At 45.7% G+C, this 19,275-nt stretch carries 19 protein-coding genes; 5 read left to right on the top strand and 14 right to left on the bottom strand.

Going from position 1 to position 19,275, the window contains the following annotated elements:
• Positions 1–2 precede the first annotated feature (2 nt).
• Together TW81_RS17305 and TW81_RS17300 are read left to right on the top strand one after the other, a co-directional pair.
• Positions 3–1,145, top strand: coding sequence for a beta-ketoacyl synthase N-terminal-like domain-containing protein (locus tag TW81_RS17305; RefSeq protein WP_052706235.1), 1,143 nt, complete (start codon positions 3–5; stop codon positions 1,143–1,145).
• Complete coding sequence (locus TW81_RS17300) at positions 1,145–1,984, top strand: hypothetical protein (RefSeq protein ID WP_045956994.1); 840 nt, start codon at positions 1,145–1,147, stop codon at positions 1,982–1,984. Before TW81_RS17305 ends, TW81_RS17300 begins: the two co-directional genes overlap by 1 nt.
• A gap of 140 nt (positions 1,985–2,124) precedes the next feature.
• On the opposite strand, the gene TW81_RS17295 is transcribed toward TW81_RS17300, so the two are convergent.
• Positions 2,125–2,508, bottom strand: coding sequence for a YijD family membrane protein (locus TW81_RS17295; RefSeq protein ID WP_045956993.1), 384 nt, complete (start codon positions 2,506–2,508; stop codon positions 2,125–2,127).
• Complete coding sequence (gene fabR, locus TW81_RS17290; RefSeq protein ID WP_045956992.1) at positions 2,508–3,149, bottom strand: HTH-type transcriptional repressor FabR; 642 nt, start codon at positions 3,147–3,149, stop codon at positions 2,508–2,510. Before fabR ends, TW81_RS17295 begins: the two co-directional genes overlap by 1 nt.
• Positions 3,150–3,437: 288 nt before the next feature.
• Here fabR and sthA point away from each other — a divergent pair, with 288 nt between their 5' ends.
• Complete coding sequence (gene sthA, locus TW81_RS17285; protein ID WP_045956991.1) at positions 3,438–4,838, top strand: Si-specific NAD(P)(+) transhydrogenase; 1,401 nt, start codon at positions 3,438–3,440, stop codon at positions 4,836–4,838.
• 66 nt (positions 4,839–4,904) lie between these two features.
• On the opposite strand, the gene fghA is transcribed toward sthA, so the two are convergent.
• The 5 genes from fghA to lexA form a co-directional block, all read right to left on the bottom strand.
• Positions 4,905–5,744 (bottom strand): S-formylglutathione hydrolase, encoded by an 840-nt coding sequence (fghA, locus tag TW81_RS17280; protein ID WP_045956990.1) that lies wholly within the window; start codon positions 5,742–5,744, stop codon positions 4,905–4,907.
• A gap of 69 nt (positions 5,745–5,813) precedes the next feature.
• Positions 5,814–6,962 (bottom strand): S-(hydroxymethyl)glutathione dehydrogenase/class III alcohol dehydrogenase, encoded by a 1,149-nt coding sequence (locus TW81_RS17275; protein ID WP_045956989.1) that lies wholly within the window; start codon positions 6,960–6,962, stop codon positions 5,814–5,816.
• 208 nt (positions 6,963–7,170) lie between these two features.
• Positions 7,171–8,508, bottom strand: a complete 1,338-nt coding sequence (gene dinF / locus TW81_RS17270; RefSeq protein WP_045956988.1) for an MATE family efflux transporter DinF — start codon at positions 8,506–8,508, stop codon at positions 7,171–7,173.
• A 41-nt stretch (positions 8,509–8,549) separates the two neighbouring features.
• A complete protein-coding gene (locus TW81_RS17265; protein ID WP_045956987.1) occupies positions 8,550–9,362 on the bottom strand; it encodes a class I SAM-dependent methyltransferase in 813 nt (270 codons plus the stop codon).
• 88 nt (positions 9,363–9,450) lie between these two features.
• Positions 9,451–10,071 carry a transcriptional repressor LexA gene (gene lexA / locus TW81_RS17260; protein WP_045956986.1) on the bottom strand — a complete coding sequence of 207 codons (621 nt, stop codon included), beginning with the start codon at positions 10,069–10,071 and terminating at the stop codon, positions 9,451–9,453.
• Positions 10,072–10,484: 413 nt separating this feature from the next.
• On the opposite strand from lexA, the gene plsB reads away from it, so the two are divergent.
• A complete protein-coding gene (plsB, locus tag TW81_RS17255) occupies positions 10,485–12,920 on the top strand; it encodes a glycerol-3-phosphate 1-O-acyltransferase PlsB (protein ID WP_204244012.1) in 2,436 nt (811 codons plus the stop codon).
• Positions 12,921–12,972: 52 nt separating this feature from the next.
• Here the strand turns inward: plsB and ubiA are convergent, their stop codons facing one another.
• Complete coding sequence (gene ubiA / locus TW81_RS17250; RefSeq protein WP_045956984.1) at positions 12,973–13,827, bottom strand: 4-hydroxybenzoate octaprenyltransferase; 855 nt, start codon at positions 13,825–13,827, stop codon at positions 12,973–12,975.
• Complete coding sequence (locus tag TW81_RS17245) at positions 13,828–14,367, bottom strand: chorismate lyase (protein WP_045956983.1); 540 nt, start codon at positions 14,365–14,367, stop codon at positions 13,828–13,830. It lies immediately after the preceding gene.
• 166 nt (positions 14,368–14,533) lie between these two features.
• On the opposite strand from TW81_RS17245, the gene TW81_RS17240 reads away from it, so the two are divergent.
• Positions 14,534–14,941, top strand: a complete 408-nt coding sequence (locus TW81_RS17240) for a flagellar basal body-associated protein FliL (RefSeq protein ID WP_045956982.1) — start codon at positions 14,534–14,536, stop codon at positions 14,939–14,941.
• Positions 14,942–14,983: 42 nt separating this feature from the next.
• Here TW81_RS17240 and glpG read toward each other — a convergent pair whose 3' ends face one another.
• The 5 genes from glpG to ftsE all read right to left on the bottom strand — a co-directional run bounded on the left by glpG (position 14,984) and on the right by ftsE (position 19,238).
• Entirely contained in the window at positions 14,984–15,820 is an 837-nt protein-coding gene (glpG, locus tag TW81_RS17235; protein ID WP_045956981.1) for a rhomboid family intramembrane serine protease GlpG, read from the bottom strand.
• A gap of 4 nt (positions 15,821–15,824) precedes the next feature.
• Positions 15,825–16,151, bottom strand: coding sequence for a thiosulfate sulfurtransferase GlpE (gene glpE, locus TW81_RS17230; protein WP_045956980.1), 327 nt, complete (start codon positions 16,149–16,151; stop codon positions 15,825–15,827).
• Positions 16,152–16,565: 414 nt separating this feature from the next.
• The gene (gene rpoH, locus TW81_RS17225; RefSeq protein WP_045956979.1) at positions 16,566–17,423 is read right to left on the bottom strand and encodes an RNA polymerase sigma factor RpoH; all 858 of its coding nucleotides are present in this window, start codon (positions 17,421–17,423) and stop codon (positions 16,566–16,568) included.
• 182 nt (positions 17,424–17,605) lie between these two features.
• A complete protein-coding gene (gene ftsX, locus TW81_RS17220; protein ID WP_045956978.1) occupies positions 17,606–18,574 on the bottom strand; it encodes a permease-like cell division protein FtsX in 969 nt (322 codons plus the stop codon).
• The gene (ftsE, locus tag TW81_RS17215) at positions 18,564–19,238 is read right to left on the bottom strand and encodes a cell division ATP-binding protein FtsE (protein WP_045956977.1); all 675 of its coding nucleotides are present in this window, start codon (positions 19,236–19,238) and stop codon (positions 18,564–18,566) included. The genes ftsX and ftsE overlap by 11 nt, the downstream gene beginning before the upstream one ends.
• Positions 19,239–19,275 lie beyond the last annotated feature (37 nt).

The raw sequence follows: 19,275 nt of genomic DNA, 5'->3' as shown, positions 1-19,275 counted from the left end.
ATATGATCACTTTATTAGCCGGAGAAGTTCTCAGTGCACTTGGCGATAAGCAACATCAGCTAGAATCATTGCAAAAAGGCACGTTTGTCACTCAAAACAGGACGATACCGTATTTCGAACAACAAAGAACCATCCCTTACTATGCGATAAGGAACAAAGGCAGTTTCGAAGCCCTGTTTGACCCAGTTCCCTACTTAAAACAATTAATCGAATCCATATTTGAGCAGCAGGATATCTCTCCCGAGGAGCGTGCACGATGTGGCGTATTTGTAGGATGTGCGTCCAATGATCTTTCCCTTTCGATTCCGCTTGGCGAAAGTATCAAGCAGCAACAAACACTCACAATCGAAAAACAAAGGGTAGGCAACGGCCGATATGCAGAACGGCTATGCCAGCACTTTGGATTAAGTGATGTGAGCCTTACCTATAATACCGCCTGCACATCCAGTTCAAATGCGATTTTAGACGCCGCGGCTATGCTTAAAAGCCATGTGCTTGATTATGCGCTTGTCGTAGGTGTTGAAACCTTTGCTGAACACTCTGTTGAGGGTTTTGTCTCTATGCAGCTTCTCGCAACCGAAAGCTGTAATCCTTTTGATGCTTCCCGAGATGGGTTGCTATTAGGGGAGGCGCTCAGTGTCGTGTTAATGAGTCGCCGAGATATCAAAGATTCCCCTTGGCATTTACTTGGGGGAGACAGCCGTTGTGAAACACACAGTGTCACGGGTGTAAACCCTGACGGCTCAGGTATCGCTAAAGTCATAGGTAAAGCCCTTGAAAATGCTCAGGTCTGCGCTCAGGATATCTCTGCTATTAAAGCTCACGGCACAGCAAGTCACCTAAGTGACTTAGCAGAAATAAATGGAATGAAATCTATTTTTGATACTCCCCCGCCATTTTTTTCCCTAAAGCCATACATCGGACATACGCTGGGTAGCTGTGGAACAAGTGAGCTAGTTCTGATGATGAATGCTATCAACGAAGGCTTTATTCCCCAAACGCCAAACTTCTCCAGCATTGATCCTGAAATGAACTTGTCTCCAACAAAGCAATCAATACCCTGTGACCAAGGTGTATTTTTAATCAACTGTTTTGGCTTTGGTGGTAACAACAACGCCTTGGTCATTGAAAAGAGAGGGGCGTGATGTATATCCATCAAATATCTTCTTACTACACTCACCGAAACTCGGTTGTTGATATTAAACAAGTGTGTAAGAAAGTCGCCCCCAACTATATTCGACGCACAGACCGTTTTATCCAACTTGGAATTCTAGGCGTTTCAGACATTACAGACCTAGCGAGTCACACCGCGCTTTACCTCGTCTCTGGTCAGGGCGACCTAGCGGTTTTTAATCGTTCGTGTGAACAGCGATATATAGATAAGACGCCACCAAAGCCAGTTGATTTTATTAACTCTTTAAGTAACACCGCTGGTTTCTACCTTAGCAAATACCTTGGATTAGATAGCGAGAACTTAAATTTATCTCATCACGGCTTTGTAGTTGAAAATGCATTACGCCTTGCACAAGCGAAATTGAATCTTGAACGAGACAAGCAAATCTTGCTTGGTGGAATCGATGAATGCCCAGACGACATGACGTCTCCTCTTAATTACCTAGGTTTAAGCGATGAGGTGCAGATTGGAGAAGGCTCAAGTTGGCTGCTATTAAATCAAGAGCAAAGTGGTGCATTAGCTCGAATTGTCGACGTCTCCGCTACAATGAGTTTGGATGGTCTAAAGCATTACTTAGACTCAGTAGATGAACCTTGTTACGTCGCAATTTCTGACAGGATAGATGATTCCTTACACTCAGACATCCACAAACACACGCAACTTGAATTACTCGATATTGAATGCGACTTTTATGAAACGAAATCGCTTTACGTCATCAACCAGTTCATTGCATCTAAGCGAGGCACGCTTCGCCATATCAACTACATTGATGGCAAATACTGTGTCATGGTAATAAAAACCCTAACCTAATTCCCTTATTGACAAGAAAGCCCTTACACCCACCATTTAGAAGCGGGTGTACTGCTAGAGCGTAATGCTTAATTTCTCTCACTTCAGACATAAAAAAACGAGCTCGTAAGCTCGTTTTTTTGTCTCAGTGGCACAGCAATTTACGATTCAGCTTTAGTAACTGAATTGAGAAAGCCCAACTTTTTCGCCACCCACACTAACAAGCCAAGGGTGATAAAAATGGCTAGCATGTTAGACCCCGAGTCTGGGTATTGTGCTTTGACAAATGCAGAGTGGCCAAATGCACCAACGAAGAAACACGCTAGACCGACGAGCGGAATATCCTCCGACACTGGGTTAGCTAGGTATTCACGGTAAAGTGCTTGCACAGAAAGCACCAATGCAATCAATGGAAAAATTGAGAAAGGCACATCACTCATGGTCAGCCATGACAACATTGCATCACCACACATACCCGCTATCAGAGCCAGTACTAGCGTTTTCCTCTCAGAGCCACGATTAACTTGGTTTGTTTCATTCGACATTAATCTATCCCACCTTTTAATCGGTTACGTTCACGTTCTTTGCGATACCAGAAAGCCCCTTTGGCTATCATTCGCAATTGCATAATTAGACGCTCCGCCAGTTCGTCGCGTTCACGTCTATCCAAATCTAAAGCTTCTGCACCCGAGCTAAAAACTAAAGTGACTGAAGCCTCAGCTTGAGTAAAGGCTTCATCTCGCCCCATACCTGTGCCGATCAGATACTCTGTCATCTCGGCCACAAAATGCTGCATCTCACGCGCTACAGCAGTACGAAACTCAAACGAAGTTCCCGAACGTTCACGTAATAATAGTCGGAAAACGTTGGGGCTACTCTCGATAAATTCCATAAAGGTTTCGATCGAAGTGCGGATCACACTGCCCTCTTTGACAATCCTTTGCCGAGCTTGACGCATTAGCTGGCGTAGCAGTAGGCCACCCTCATCCACCATGGTTAGGCCAAGTTCATCCATATCTTTAAAGTGACGATAGAATGAGGTTGGAGCAATTCCCGCCTCCCGTGCAACTTCACGCAAGCTCAAGTTAGAAAAGCTTCTATCGGCGCTAAGCTGGCTGAATGCGGCATCAATCAAAGAGCGACGCGTTTTTTCTTTCTGCTGCGCACGGATTCCCATGGATTTCATAGTTATTATTCTATTTTTGGTACTTCGATAGCCATTAATATACAACGATTGGCGCAAGGAAATAACCCACAATCGTTCGCTTTGGTGGCCGAGTGGCAATTAAACCGTGTTGGTTTGATAATTCAATCTTTTGCCATTCAATAAGAGACATACGACATACCCTTTAATTGATTTGCTTGATTGAGCGTGATCTCGCCGACTCTCTAGTATGCTTTAGGTGTACGCACTGGCAGAATCAGTTAAAATCCCGCTACAGCAATGTTAAGACTTTATAACAAGGAAGAATCTATGGCGGCAAGCAACCACTTTGATGTCATCGTGATAGGTAGTGGCCCAGGCGGTGAAGGGGCAGCGATGGGATTAACCAAAGCGGGCTTAAACGTAGCCATTGTCGAAAAAGAAAGTAGTGTCGGTGGTGGATGTACCCACTGGGGCACCATCCCTTCTAAGGCTTTGCGCCATGCCGTTAGCCGTATTATAGAATTCAATAACAACCCGCTGTTTTGCCACAACAATACCAGCCTGCACTCAACGTTTTCTAACATTCTTGGCCACGCTAAGACAGTGATTGATAAACAAACTCGACTTCGTCAGGGGTTTTACGATCGCAATCAGTGTTCATTGATTTTCGGTACCGCGCGCTTTATTGATAAAAACACTATCGCAGTAATGCAAAGTGACGGCACAGAAGAGACCTATAGCGCTGACCGATTTGTGATTGCGACAGGCTCTCGTCCATATCGACCACACAATGTCGACTTCAACCACGAACGTATCTACGACAGTGATTCCATTTTGAGTCTCAAGCACGACCCTCGCCATATCATTATCTACGGCGCAGGGGTGATTGGTTGTGAATACGCCTCAATTTTCCGCGGTTTAGGGGTTAAGACGGATCTGATTAATACGCGTGATCGACTGCTCTCTTTCCTTGATAACGAAGTTTCTGATGCCTTGTCTTACCATTTCTGGAACAGTGGTGTGGTGATACGTAATGATGAAACGTTTGAGAAGATTGAAGGAACCGAAGATGGGGTGATTATCCACCTCGAATCCGGCAAGAAAATGCGTGCTGACTGCCTACTGTATGCGAACGGGCGTACTGGTAATACAGATAAGCTCAACCTATCTGCTGTGGGGCTAGAAGCGGATTCGCGCGGGCAACTCAAAGTAGACAGCAACTATCAAACCGAAATTGACCACGTTTATGCCGTGGGCGATGTGATTGGCTATCCGAGTTTAGCCAGTGCGGCGTATGACCAAGGGCGCTTTGTTGCTCAGGCGATCACCAAAGGCCAAGCTGATGGTCACCTGATTGAAGATATCCCAACCGGCATTTACACCATTCCAGAAATCAGTTCAGTCGGCAAAACAGAACAAGAGTTGACCGCAGCCAAAGTTCCGTATGAAGTTGGGCGTTCCTCTTTCAAACACTTGGCGCGCGCGCAGATTGCAGGGAAAGATATTGGTAGCTTGAAGATTCTTTTCCATCGTGAAACCAAAGAAATTTTAGGCATTCACTGCTTTGGTGAGCGCGCAGCAGAGATCATCCATATCGGCCAAGCCATCATGGAGCAAAAAGGTTCAGCGAATACGATTGAGTACTTCGTTAACACCACGTTCAACTATCCTACGATGGCCGAAGCGTACCGCGTCGCCGCGCTAAATGGCCTTAACCGACTGTTTTAATTAGGCGTCACACCATAGATAAAGCCGCAGCTATGATAGCCGCGGCTTTTTGATTTGTGGAGCTAGTTATTGATTCAGATACCGAGCGTGGAAATCAAGGTGCTGATCAATAAAACTCGCAATGAAAAAGTAACTGTGGTCATAACCTGGCTGCATTCTTACTTCAACCTTAGATTGATGCAGTTGCGCTGCCGCGACCAATGCCTCGGGTTTAAGCTGCTCAGCAAGAAAGCCATCCGCATCACCTTGATCAACCAGAATAGGTAACTCTGATGGAGCTTGCTTGAGTAACTCGCTCGCGTCGTACTCTCTCCATGCTTCAAATTCATTACCTAGATAAGCGTTGAATGCCTTTTGCCCCCAAGGACACTGCATTGGATTACAGATAGGGCTAAAAGCGGAGGTGGAACGGTATTGCTGTGAGTTTTTCAAGCCAATGGTCAATGCACCATGACCGCCCATACTGTGGCCAGCAATAGATTTAACCTGCGATACCGGAAAGTTCGCTTCGATGATCTCAGGGAGCTCTTTAGTCACATAGTCATACATGTGATAGTGGCGAGACCAAGGCTCTTGGGTCGCATTAAGGTAAAAGCCTGCACCCTGTCCGAGATCGTAGTTTTCATCATCGGCTACCTCTTCACCACGTGGGCTGGTATCCGGCGCGACTATCGCAATGCCAAGCTCCGCTGCTCGACGAAACGCCCCCGCCTTCTGCATAAAGTTTTCATCACTGCAAGTTAAACCAGATAACCAATACAACACAGGAACTGGATTCGATTTCACCGCACTGGGTGGTAAGAAGATCGCAAAGCGCATCGTACAGTTAAGCGTTGCTGATTCATGGGTGTACTGCTTGTGCCAACCACCACACACCTTAGCTTGGCTTACGTTATTTATGGTCATAACAACCTCAGATTAATTGTGAAAGCCATGCTGCTGTTATGGAGCATGGCTCTGTTTGAATGAGTGTAATTACTTGTCCATATGCAAAACTGTACGGATCGACTCACCTTTGTGCATTAAATCAAAGGCTTGGTTTGCATCTTGCAGACCCATAGTGTGGGTAATGAACTCTTGCAGACCAAACTCTCCTGCCATATAACGGTTTACGATCTCTGGCAATTCGGAGCGACCTTTCACACCGCCAAATGCTGTGCCTCGCCAGACTCGACCCGTGACAAGCTGGAATGGGCGCGTTGAGATCTCTTGGCCTGCGCCAGCAACACCAATAATGACAGATTCACCCCATCCTTTATGACAGCATTCAAGGGCTTGACGCATCACGTTGACGTTACCAATACATTCAAACGAATAATCCACACCGCCATCGGTCATTTCTATAATTACCTCTTGGATAGGCTTATCAAAATGTTGCGGGTTAATGACGTCTGTTGCGCCCAATTGCTTGGCCAAATCAAATTTGCTTTCGTTGATATCGATACCAATGATGCGACTTGCGCCAGCCATACGTGCTCCAATCACCGCTGACAGGCCAATACCCCCGAGACCAAAAATCGCTACCGTATCGCCCTGCTCAACTTTGGCTGTATTAAGTACTGCACCCATACCGGTCGTGACACCACAACCTAACAAGCACACCTCTTCAAGTGGCGCGTCTTTGTTGACTTTAGCGAGCGAGATTTCAGGCAGTACTGTGTACTCAGAGAACGTCGAACAACCCATGTAGTGAAAAATAGTTTCACCGTTAATGGAAAAGCGACTGGTACCATCTGGCATTAAGCCCTTACCTTGAGTTTCACGTACCGCCTGACAAAGATTCGTTTTACCGGACTTACAGAACTTACACTCGCCACACTCAGCGGTATAAAGAGGAATGACATGATCCCCCACTTCAACGCTAGTCACGCCCTCGCCAACCATTTCAACAATACCGCCACCTTCGTGGCCGAGAATTGATGGAAAAATACCTTCAGGATCATCACCAGATAACGTAAATGCATCGGTATGACAAACGCCCGTGGCAACAATACGTACCAGCACTTCGCCCGCCTTTGGCAGTTGTACATCAACTTGTTCCATTTTTAATGGCTCGCCAGCAGCCCAAGCAACCATCGCCTTTGATTTGATATGAGTTTGACCGGGTTTGAGTTCAAGAGTCATGAGCGGCTTCCTTAATTCTCAGTGTAGGGTTGAAGTGATAAGCGTAGTCGAGGTTGTCTCACTGCGCTGTGTCGTTTTATTGCTGAATATTTTAGTCGCTATGTGCTGTTTGATAATCCCACGATTTAGAAAATCATTTTTACTTATTTGTAATAATGGAAAGAAGATACAAAAAACCGGACACATAGGCCCGGTTGTCAATGTACGCTTAAGCAAGAAAGGTGTTGCTTCGCCACTGCAAAGTCAGAATCAGCGCTAAAGTAACGCCACGCATCGCCATGAAACTCACCATCGCAAGCCACAAGGCGTGGTTACCCAGCCCAGAAGAGAGATAAAACATCGCAAAAAAGAGACAGGTCGAAACAAACATACTGTTACGCATCTCTCTCCCTTTCGTTGCCCCGACAAAAATGCCATCAAGCAAGAAGCACCACATCGCCACCAGCGGCATAGCAACCAACCACGGTAGGTAGTCTAGGGCTAAAGCGTGTACCTCTTCGATATCGGTGATCAAAGCGATCAGGCTTGATCCCTGAGTAGCAAAGACTAATGTCAACAAAACGCAGATCACCAAACTCCAAAAAAAGCATCCTAGCAGCGATTGGTTGAGTTGCTCTCGATCTTTAGCGCCAATCGCTTTACCAACCAAAGCCTCCATCGCATAAGCAAAGCCATCCATACCATAGGAAATCATCATTAAGAAACTCATCAACACCGCATTGGCGGCCACAATTTCGTCACCAAAACTGGCACCTTGAAAAGTCATAAAGGTGAATGTCGCCTGCAAACAAAGTGAGCGTAAGAAGATATCGCGATTCAGTTTAACGAAGCGACTTAATCCATTCGCGGTATCTTTAATTAAGTTGATTAATGCTGGAAGCGCTTCTCTTTGCCATAGACGCCATACGCAAAAAAGACCAAATGCCATCCCAGTGTAATCGGCAATCACTGAAGCAAGGGCGGCCCCCTCAACCTTCCAACCAAATCCGATCACGAACAGCACATCCAGTACGATGTTTGTCACATTGACAATGATCACCATCCACATCGGCGCTTTGGCATTTTGAGTACCCAGCAACCATCCGAGTAAGACAAAATTCCCTAACGCTGCTGGCGCACTCCAAGCGCGAATAGCAAAATATTCAGCGCCGTAATGCTTAACCTGATCACTGGCATCACTAAAACTAAACACCCACTCAGCAATCACTTGATGAAAAGCAAGAAACACCGCAGCAAAGCCAAGTGCCATTGTCATGCCTTGAGAAAATACTAAACCGAGCTGATGTTTACTTTCTGCCCCGTAAGACTGAGCGGCCAGTCCAGTGGTCGACATACGTAAGAAGCCCAACAGCCAGAAGGTTACACTGATCATCGTGCTGCCGAGTGCTACACCACCCAAATACCAAGCATGTTCAAGGTGTCCGATCACTGCTGCATCGACAAGACCAAGCAGCGGAACGGTAATATTGGAAAGCACCATAGGTATCGCAAGTAGAAGTACTTGCTTATGTAGTGCACGATTGGTGAGAGTCTGAAGAATTTGCACGTGGTCACTCTGGCTATCATTGAGTGACAAGTGTAACTAGATTACCAGTGAAGCTGAACTAATACTGGCGTTAATCTTTGCTTTAGGAAGCTGATTTTGGTTAGCCAGCGCTGCCACAATTTCCAACGGCGGCAATCCTGATCGAGTGGCGAATGGATACTTGCTCTACGCGCCCAAGGTAAGTACCCCAACATACTCTCTCCCAGGTTGTGGTAACCATGGCAGTATTGACCTGCGCCCATTTTTTGTCCAAGTTTAGAATGACTTAAATCGCCAGCCAATACCAAACAAGCGCGAGCGCAATCAAAATGACAACCGAGCGCTTGAACAAACTTCGCGACTTGTTGCTTGTTACAGTCAAGTAAGGCGTGTTCACATACAATCATAACCGGCGCTTGTTCTGGAATAGGCAGTTGCTCTAACCAGCTCAGATCATCCACACTGCCGCAAACATGATGATAACGTTCGCTGTTGTGGAACAGTTTTTGGCGCCATAACAGGTTTTCAGTAACGTCCAGCTCTAGCCAATTACAACGACCATTATCAACGCGATAGAAACGTGTATCTAGTCCTGCCCCAACGTTGACAATCCAACCATCAGGATTACGTTGAATAAAAGCACAGACTTGTTGATCACAGAGTTGCGTGAGAGTGGCATGAAGCAGTTGTTTTTGATCAATATCCCCAGTGAGACACTCTGGCGCCAATTGACAGCGCTGACAGGCACGCGCTGCAATCGGGTCGTAGACTAAGCCATTATCAACCAAGCTTTCTCGACTACGGAGCCATAAAGGTTGCAATAAATTAGCGGGGATTTGGTATCGATGTTGAGCTGATGAGTGTTCGACGGCCATTATCATCTTCCTTCCGTAGCCAGAAACCAGATGATAATGAATATCAATTACAAAATCAACAAATGAGAATAAATCTCAAAATACCCGACTACATCCAATCTGTGTTGCGGATAATACCGACAGCAAGACCTTCAATCGTCAAGTGTTGACTGGCTAGATCGACTTTAATTGGCGCAAACTCTTCGTTCTCTGCATGCAGTAGTACTGTCGAGCCTTTGCGTTCGAGACGCTTTACCGTGACATCATCGTCAACCCGGGCAACCACAACTTGGCCATCGCGCACATCTTGGGTTTTATGTACCGCGAGCAGATCACCATCCATAATGCCGATGTCTTTCATACTTTCGCCATTGACGCGCAATAGAAAGTCAGCTTGAGGTTTGAACATGCTTGGATCGACTTGGTAGTGCGTCTCAACATGCTCTTGAGCCAGAATTGGTTCACCCGCAGCGACCTGACCAATCAAAGGCAGGCCTTGGTCATCGTTTGCCGCGTCTTCAAGCAGAATACGGATACCACGTGAGGCTCCGGGAATAATTTCAATCGCTTGCTTACGTGCAAGCGCTTTAAGGTGTTCTTCAGCAGCATTTGCTGAACGGAAGCCAAGCTCGCGCGCGATTTCTGCACGTGTCGGTGGCATACCAGTATCATCAATTTTGCTTTTGATCAGATCAAAAACTTGTTGTTGGCGGGGCGTTAACGGCTTCATAAGTCACCTGTCTTTTTATACAGTTAACTGTGAGTATATCCAGTAATGGTGCAAATGCAAAGCCAATTGCTTATTTTTTAGCGAGTTAGCCATTTGAGTAGGTTATGAACAGAAAGATTCTATATTTTTAAACGCGCTGCTGACGCCTGAGTAGGATTAGCGTACTGCATTCATCAGTTGTTTTATTGATATCAACTATGCTAAGGCAGGCTGAATTATCTGTACCGTTTATATCGATAGCGAAATAACTAAAAAATTGACGTTTTCATAATCAATATTCAGTAAAAGGTTAGACCAGTTTCTGGTATCCTTGCCGGCTGTAAAAATACACGCCTAAGTGCAATCCCAGTTCTATAGTTAGTGAAATGGCAATGCGCTTATGCAACTCATTTAAATTTGAGGCTAAGAACCTTATGTCTTCTGGACGAATGTTATCGCGAACCTTACTAAAGCTGCCAATGTCAGTGTTAGTTAAAGGGACCACTATTCCTTCAAATCCGATTGAAGATAATAGCATTGATATCAACAAGCCCATTATCTATGCTCTGCCATACCGCTCGGCAGTCGATTTACTCGCATTGCAAAAGCAAGTCGTCGCACTTGGCTTACCGGATCCCCTAGAGCCAGTCGAAATTAATGGCAAATCGTTTAACCGCTTCGTTTTCACCTCTGCCCGTCAAACCATGATGGAGAGTGATCAAGATGTGCCAAGTACATCGGTAAGCCTATTTTCTGAACTGTTAGAGTTACACAAATTTGATTCTGAGCTCGATGTACAGATGATCCCAACCACGGTGTTGTGGGGGCGCAAGCCTGGTAAAGAGTCGCAGCAAAAGCCTTACCTTCAGTCGCTAAATGGCCCACAAAAAGCCAAAGCGGTTCTGCTTGCAGGTCGTGACTGCCTAGTTCGTATTAGCCCTGTGGTTTCATTGCGCTATATGGCTGACTCACACGGCACCGATGCTTCGATTGCACATAAGCTAGCGCGTGTGGCGCGCATTCACTTCTCTCGTCAGAAACTTGCAGCCTCTGGGCCCAATCTGCCAAGCCGACAAGCACTGTTTAATCGCTTAATGAAGTCTAAAGCGATTGAAAAGGTCATCAATGACGAAGCGGCAGCTAAGGGTGTGCCACTCGAAAAAGTGCGTAAAGAAGCGCATGTGATCATGGATGAAATTGCCGCAGACTTTTCCTACTCGTTAGTGAAAAATGGCGATCGTATTCTCGGCTGGTTGTGGAACCGCATCTACCAAGGCTTAAACATCAGCAACGCCGCTACGGTACGTAAACTAGCTCAAGATGGTCATGAGATAGTCTATGTCCCTTGTCACCGCAGCCATATGGACTACTTACTCCTCTCTTATGTGCTGTACCATGAAGGCATGGTGCCGCCACACATTGCCGCAGGGATTAATCTTAACTTCTTCCCTGCTGGCCCACTCTTTCGTCGCGGTGGCGCATTTTTTATCCGCCGTAGTTTTAAGGGTAACAAACTCTACTCCACTATCTTCCGCGAATACCTTGCCGAACTGTTTGCTAAGGGTTATTCGGTTGAGTATTTCAGCGAAGGTGGTCGTTCTCGCACTGGCCGTTTGCTACAAGCGAAAACGGGTATGCTGGCCATGACTATCCAAGCCATGTTGCGTGGTTTGAATCGCCCAGTAACTCTAGTTCCGGTATACATCGGCTACGAGCATGTTATGGAAGTGGCCACTTATGCAAAAGAGCTACGTGGTAAACGTAAAGAGAAAGAGAACGCAAGTTTAGTACTACGTACCATTCGCAAACTGCGTAACTTTGGCCAAGGTTATGTGAACTTTGGTGAGCCAATTCCTCTTAACCAATACCTCAATGAACATGCGCCGGAATGGACTAAAGATATTGATCCTATGGGCGCGACCAAACCGCAATGGCTAAATCCTGTGGTTAATGGTCTCGCGACTAAGATGATGACGCATATCAATGATGCGGCAGCAGCCAACGCACTAACACTGTGTGCGACCGCTCTGCTCGCCTCGCGCCAGCGAGCATTATCACGCGACAGCTTAGTCAACCAGATCGACTGTTACCTATCTATTCTTAACAACGTGCCTTACTCTTCCACCTACACGGTGCCAGAAGAAGACGCCGAAGCTTTGGTCAAGCATGCAGAGTCACTGGATAAGTTTTTGATCGAAACCGACAGCATGGGTGAGATTGTGTCACTGGATCGCAATCAGTCGATTCTGATGACTTACTACCGCAACAACATTATTCACTTGTTGGCGCTGCCATCCTTAATCGCTCAGATGCTGGTACGTCATCAGCAACTGTCGCTTGATGAGATTAAGCACAATGTCGCGCTGGTTTATCCTTTCTTAAAACAAGAGCTGTTTTTAAGTATCGAACAAGACAAGCTGGCTGAGCTTACTGAAGCCTATATCGAAGAGTTGGCTCACCAAGGTTTAGTCAACATTGATAGCGAGCAAAACGTTGCTATCAATCAAGCCAACAATCAGGTGCTAGTGCTGTTAGGCCGAACCATCACTGAGACATTGCAACGTTACGCGATTGCTCTGAACTTGTTAGTGGCAAATCCAGAATTAGGCAAATCAGACTTAGAGCAGAAGAGCCAAGACATTGCTCAGCGCTTAGGTCGCCTACATGGCATTAATGCGCCAGAGTTCTTTGATAAAGGCGTATTCTCTGCCCTGTTTACCACGCTCAAACAACAAGCCTATCTTGATAGTGATGGTAATTGTGATACCGATAAGAGCAAGGCATTGGCTGACTTACTTTATTCGACACTTTATCCAGAGGTGCGTTTGACGATTAAAGAGAGTATCTGTCAAGCGACAGATACTCATTAGTTATCGCCAACCAGATAACAAAAGGGGGCATCAAGTTGATGCCCCTTTTCTGTTACCAGAACGCGATAAATAAACCTATGCTGACTATCATGCCAACATAGTTGTTGTTCAGAAATGCGCGAAAACACAAGTCTCGCTCGCGATGACGGATCAAATGTTGCTGGAAAACAAACAGCGCACCAGCAATCAATAGAGTCCAGTAGTAACTTGCGCCTAGTTCAAACCACATCCCGACACTCATCAGCATCGCCAGTGTGGCTAGCTGCAAAACGCCAATCACCATTTTGTCCCAACGGCCAAATAATATAGCGGTTGATTTGATGCCAATTTTCAAATCATCATCTCTGTCTACCATGGCATATTGGGTATCGTAGGCAATCGTCCACAAGGCGTTAATGGCAAAGATAAACCACGTCATCATAGTAACTTCGTTGGCCTCAGCAGCCCACGCCATAGGAATAGACCAACTGAAGGCCAAACCAAGAAATAGCTGAGGAAGATGAGTATAGCGCTTCATAAACGGGTAAATGAAGGCTAAGAAAATACCAACAAAAGAGAGCTGTATCGTCAGCGCATTCATACTGAGTACCAGCAAGAATGAGCTAACGGCCAGAACTAAAAATAATCCAATCGCTTCTTTAGAAGTCACTCGCCCAGAAGGAAGTGGTCTTTGTTTTGTACGCTTAACATGACCATCTACATTGCGATCAGCAAAATCATTGATCACGCAACCCGCAGCGCGCATGAATATCACCCCTAACACAAACACAAACAGAACTTTTAGGCTCGGCATACCTTGCGCGGCAATAATCAGCGCCCATAATGTTGGCCAAAGCAGTAACAGGGTGCCGATCGGCTTATCCATACGCATTAACTGCCAATATGCGACTGCTTTATCTGCCTTCATTTAAGCACTCTCCTTTGCATAAATTGGTGCTGTAGGGAGAAAAAGCTCCGCTACTAACATTGGTTTGTGGTTCATCCATAACCGTGAGCGGCGAGCCAGCAGACGCTGACCATCAACTTCAACAATCCCGACCTGCAAGGCGTCGCGCTTAACATTGTTGGCACTAAACACCGTTAAGCCCAGTGGAATTTCGCCTTGCTGGGCTAAGTCATACTTTTGACCCAACATCGAAGAGTGAGGAATTAAGGTACGACCTAACACCCAAGACTCGCCATCACCTTTGAGGACGACTTTTCGCAACAAGCATGCTTCTTTGGTTAATAATTCTATTTCTTGCGCATTGAGTTTATCTTCGCGAACGACTTTGTTATGCAGTAAGTCAACACTCAAAGTTTGGCAATAAGACTCCAATAAACGTGACAATGAGCCCTGTTCTAACAGCCATGTTTTTGCACTTTGAGTGGGAAAGCTAAAATGATCAGGCTGCTGCCAATCAACTTGGCGAAGAGCAGATAAATAAAGCGCAGTTGGTTGATTCATACTAATATTCAATAAGTCGCCTTATCAACGTACAATAAAGCTTCACTGTTATATAGTTAACCTTCTCTACGAGCAGTTAACGCATTTTCATTACAAAAAGATGCTCTATTGTAACAAGACTCAAGCGATTCGAGTATCGTGATTAGAAGAAAGAAAAGTTATAAATATGATTAAACGTTACCTAGCCCAAATATTTATCGCTTTGGGTTTCATTGTCAGTCTACCGGTTTTGGCCGAAGAAGAGGGTGCGCCAAAGCTGGCTTACTTTACTTTGGAGCCAGACCTTACCACTAACTTCTATACCAAAGGCAAAAAGCTTGGTTATATTCAAGTGCGCATCGACATTATGGTGGCCAGTGAAGCCGACCTTGGCACCATTGAACTGCATCAACCTTTGATCCGTGATGCGGTGATTGAACTACTTGGCAAACAGTCAGAAGACACCATCACCTCACTGGCAGGGCGTGAAGATTTACGTAAAACGCTCGTTGAACAACTCAACGCAACCTTGCTACCTGAAACGGGCAAAACGATTATTGCCGACTTGCTGTTTACCAAATATTTATATCAGTAGCTTATTGCTCGGATGAAAAACGGCGCTGAGTGCGCCGTTTTTTTATGCTTTGTGCTCTATCCGACTTGCATCGACTAAGCCAAACACCACGCCAGCTATCAAGCCCGCAAGGTGCGCGCTATTCGCTATCGCCATAAAGGGTTGTACGAAACCAAGCACAAGCCAAACCAGCATAAAGCCAATAACAGGTTTCGGCATACCAAGTCCCACTTGCGGCGCTTGGTAGCCCAGCATCCATAAGTAACCCACTAACGCATACACCACACCAGACAAACCGCCAAAGTTAGCGCCTTCAACCCAATATTGTCCTGCTCCAGATAGTACCGCAGAAACAACAAATAGCTGCAGCAACTTACCAGAACCTAGCTTTTGTTCGATATCGCCGCCAAGCTGCCACCACCACAACAGGTTGAAAGCAATGTGCATAACGGAAAAGTGCAGCACAGCATGACTTACCCAGCGCCACAATTGCCATTCTTGGCCACTAAATGCCGGAAAATGCAGCGCCGAGAAAACGCCTTGTGCAGACCCTAACTGTTGCAGGGTAAATATCACCACACAGATCAGCATGATCGATAACGTCACAGGCCCTGCTTTGGCCTTGACCATCGCCAACATACTTGGCGACTGGTATTTAAAAGCGTTGCGGCGAGTTTCGGCCATATCCCATGATGCGGCCTGGTATTTACTGGCGTTAGGATTAGCGAGAAATTGTGTCAGTTCAGCCTCAGTTTCTATTTGATGCTGAGTGTCGATCAACCACAGCGCAAATTGCCCTTCTCCCTCGGGCATCATCTGAATATCGATATGACGTGAAGCCATGTAGTCGATAAAGGCTTGCGCCAATCGAGGATTACTGAGGGAGACGAGTCTATGCATAACGTTAGCCTAGGTTTGATTGAGTCGGTAATTGTGCTCTTTGCCACGCTTCAAAGCCACCGTCAACACTATACACTTGCTCAAACCCTTGATTAACCAAATACTGCGCTGCGCCCTGGCTGCTGATTCCGTGATAACACATCACCAATACTGGCTGTTCGAATTCAACCTCATCCATAAAAGCGACAATACTGTCGTTGGTTAAGTGGAAAGCATCTTCAGCATGGGCAACAGCGAAAGATTGTGGATCTCTAATGTCGACAAGGCGAGCTTCACCCTGCTGCAACAAGCTTTGTGCATCATTCACGTTAATATGCTTAAACTGGTCCATGAACTGTCTCTTTATATATCATGATTATCTAGTGCCATTGTAACCTATCCAGTGGTTAACAAGTACATAGCGCGAGTAAGGTTATCCACCAGCGATCATAAATCCACCAATTGTGGATAAAGCTGTGGATTGCGTTGATAAAGTATCTTTCTCTATTTTGATCTACTACATATAGTGATGATCATTACTTTATTGTGTGTAAAAGCAAAACTATCCCCATAGGCCAAAAGGTCAAAGTGCCTTTATTCACCCCGCTTGCTGACAGATAGCCAAGAAATTTATCACAGAGTTACCCACAGGCAAGCATGATATTCACGATCCAACTCTGACAACAAAAATGGATAAATGATCAGCAACAAAAAAGCCGAGATCATTCGATCTCGGCTTCACTCAACTTTAGGCAATTAGAATCGGTTAGAACTCACCGACTGCCGCTTTTAACTTCTTCATCGCGTTCTTTTCAAGCTGACGAATTCGCTCAGCAGAGACACTGTACGTTTCAGCCAACTCTTGCAGGGTCGACTTGTTGTCATCTAGCCAGCGAGAGCGGACAATATGCTGACTACGCTCATCTAAGCTCTTCAGTGCTAAGCTCAAACGATTATTGGTGTGCGCTTCCCAGTTTGCCGCTTCAACATTATCAGCGACATCTGACGATTTGTCTTCTAAGTACACCATAGGCGCAGTGTAAGACGCATTGGAATCATCGTCATCACTTGGCATTTCAAATGTTGCGTCTTGCGCCGCCAATCGTGATTCCATTTCACGCACTTCAGATGGTTCCACGCCTAATTCACGCGCAACGGTTTCAACTTCACCGTTATTAAACCAACCAAGACGCTTCTTCGACTTACGTAAATTAAAGAAGAGCTTACGCTGTGCTTTAGTCGTCGCGATTTTCACGATTCGCCAGTTACGCAGCACATATTCGTGAATCTCTGCTTTGATCCAGTGAACAGCGAAAGACACCAGTCTCACACCCACTTCTGGGTTAAAGCGTTTCACCGCTTTCATTAGACCAATATTACCTTCTTGAACAAGGTCAGCCATAGGTAGGCCATAACCAGAATAACCACGAGCAACGTGTACGACAAAACGCAGGTGCGAAAGGATTAAGCCTTTTGCCGCCTCAATTTCACCATCATAATGCAAACGTTCTGCAAGTTCACGCTCCTCTTCGGGAGTCAGCATTGGATAGCTGTTCACGGAACGAATATAGCTATCTAAGCTATCTTGTGTCACTACAGCCATTGGGTATGCTTGGTTAGCCATTCAAGTCCTCATCAATCTCTGATCTGGAATATGTTTTAACCCATCAATCTTGAACCTAAAATGAACAGGTTTCAAGCAGGGGAAGTTCATTATGCATAAACATATCGTCTATACAAGATAAAAGTATACGGTAGCGTCTACTTTTTTCAATAGTATGACAACTGCAAAATAATCCGGTTCAATTAAACTGGCTCAATTTCTTTGAGGTGTCGCTGCGCTGATACCTTGGCCGCCAAACAACCTAAGAAAGTGCCGAGCATCACCAGCAGTAAGGATTCATCCCAACTTAAGCCAACTAAGCGGAACTGGCTATCATACAGAAGCGCCAATTGTTCTACGCGACTATTAAGTAGAACTGTGATTAGTGCAGTTAAAATCCACGCCGTTACTGCACCTAGCAGGCCAAACCACATACCCGAATACAAATAGGGGCGTAAAATGTAGCTGTTGGTTGCGCCAATCAGCTTCATGGTTTGAATTTCTTCTTTATTAGCCAATACATTAAAACGCAGTGTATTGCCGACGATCAAAAACACCGATCCAAGCATCAGCACAGATAAGGTAATCACTATCCCGCTGACGAGGTTTTTAATCGCATCTAAACGAGTCAGCCAGTCTTCATCTAGGCGGACATCAGTAATGCCATCTTCATTACTGATCCGCTCTGCCAAGCGCTTGATTGCATCTTTGTCTTCACTTCTCGGTGTCACCACTAACACGCCAGGCAAGGCGTAATCATCGAGTAAGCTCAACGCTTGTTCAAAACCGGAATACTGACTTAAATCATCCAGCCCTTGTTGCGGCGATATGTAGTCAACATTAGCAACATCAAGCGAAGTTTCGAGTTCATCTTTCAACACCATGATTCGCGCCTCAGGGGTGCGCTCTTTTATGTAAGCACTTACTTGCGATGGACTGTTTACATTAGTCGAGGCGGCAGAAATATTTTTTGCCAGTAGATACAAAGCCGATGGCATTGCTAATGCCATAGAAATTACCGCTAACGTGAGGATATTACCCAAAGGCCGTTGCCAAAACTCCACTAACGAGAGTTTGGCTTGTTTAAAGTGAACCGTGAAAAAACTGTCTTTCTTGACCCGGTTTTTTGTGCGCGACGCATTGGCTTTTTTATTGCGCTTGTTATTGGCCATAGTCTTCCACCTCACTTAGAAAACCTTGGTTTAGCTCTAGGTGACGATATTGTGGGCGAGTGTTTACTAACCCGATATCGTGTGTCGCTAATAGAATAGTTACACCAGCGCGATTAAATTCTTCAAACAACTTGAGCACTCGGTTTGAAAGCTCTGGATCTAGGTTACCAGTCGGTTCATCGGCTAGAAGCAAGGTTGGGCGATTGACGACAGCTCGCGCAATCCCGACACGCTGTTGCTCACCGCCAGAGAGCTGACTAGGTCGACATTTGGCTTTGTCGAGCAAACCGGTTTTATCGAGCGCAGCTGAAACACGGCGTTTAATTTCATTTTCAGAGATAGACTCAATACGCATCGGCAATGCAACGTTATCAAACACACTTCTGTCCATCAGTAAGCGATGATCCTGAAACACGATGCCAATATTACGCCGTAAGAAGGGGATATCTTTGCTAGGAATTCGGGTGATATCGTGATCATTGAAACTGATTTTGCCGTCGGTTGGACGCTCAATCGCACAAATCAACTTAAGCAGTGTACTCTTACCGGCGCCAGAATGTCCGCCTAGAAAGGCCATTTCACCTCGGCGGAGATGAAAGTCGACCTTCTGCAAAGCTTGGCGACCACCGCGATAAGCCTTACTCACTTGCTGAAATTTTATCACCCGAAATCCCTCTTACGAACTTCTATACAGTCTCTAT

This window comes from Vibrio galatheae (assembly GCF_000967545.1).
Classification (GTDB): Bacteria; Pseudomonadota; Gammaproteobacteria; order Enterobacterales; family Vibrionaceae; genus Vibrio; species Vibrio galatheae.
This window is presented reverse-complemented; position numbering and strand designations above follow the sequence as displayed.